1 protein-coding gene is annotated in these 577 nt (G+C 63.8%); it reads left to right on the top strand.

The genetic code is table 11. From position 1 onward, the window contains the following. Window positions 1-577, top strand: a 577-nt coding sequence (locus AC1QQ2_RS14930) for a thiolase family protein (protein WP_479713737.1), incomplete at both ends; no start/stop codon positions are given.

Genomic DNA, 577 nt, shown 5'->3' on the forward strand with positions numbered 1-577 from the left:
CAAAGACAAGCCCCCCACCGCGTTGGGCGCCCTCGTTGTGCGCGAATCACTGGCCCGCGCCGGTGTCGATGGAGCGGATGTCGGCCATGTGGTGTTCGGCCACGTGGTCAACACCGAACCCCGCGACATGTATTTGTCGCGTGTCGCCGCGCTGGATGGCGGCTGTGCCGAAGGCACGCCCGCATTCAACGTGAACCGCCTGTGTGGTTCTGGCCTGCAAGCCATCATCTCGGCCAGCCAAGCCATCATGCTGGGCGACTGCGATGTCGCCATTGGCGGCGGTGCCGAGAACATGAGCCGTGCGCCCTACGTCAGCTCGGCCACCCGTTTTGGCGCTCGCATGGGCGACACCAAAATGATCGACATGATGGTCGGCGCACTGCACGACCCCTTCCACACCATCCACATGGGCGTGACCGCTGAGAACATCGCCGCCAAGTGGGGCATCAGCCGCGAAGAGCAAGACGCTTTGGCCGTGGAAAGCCACCGCCGTGCCCAAGCCGCCACGGAGGCTGGCTATTTCAAGGACCAAATCGTCCCCGTCGTTTCCAAAGGGCGCAAAGGCGACGTCGTGTTT

Source organism: Aestuarium sp., assembly GCF_023253315.1.
Lineage (GTDB): Bacteria > Pseudomonadota > Alphaproteobacteria > Rhodobacterales > Rhodobacteraceae > Marivivens > Marivivens donghaensis.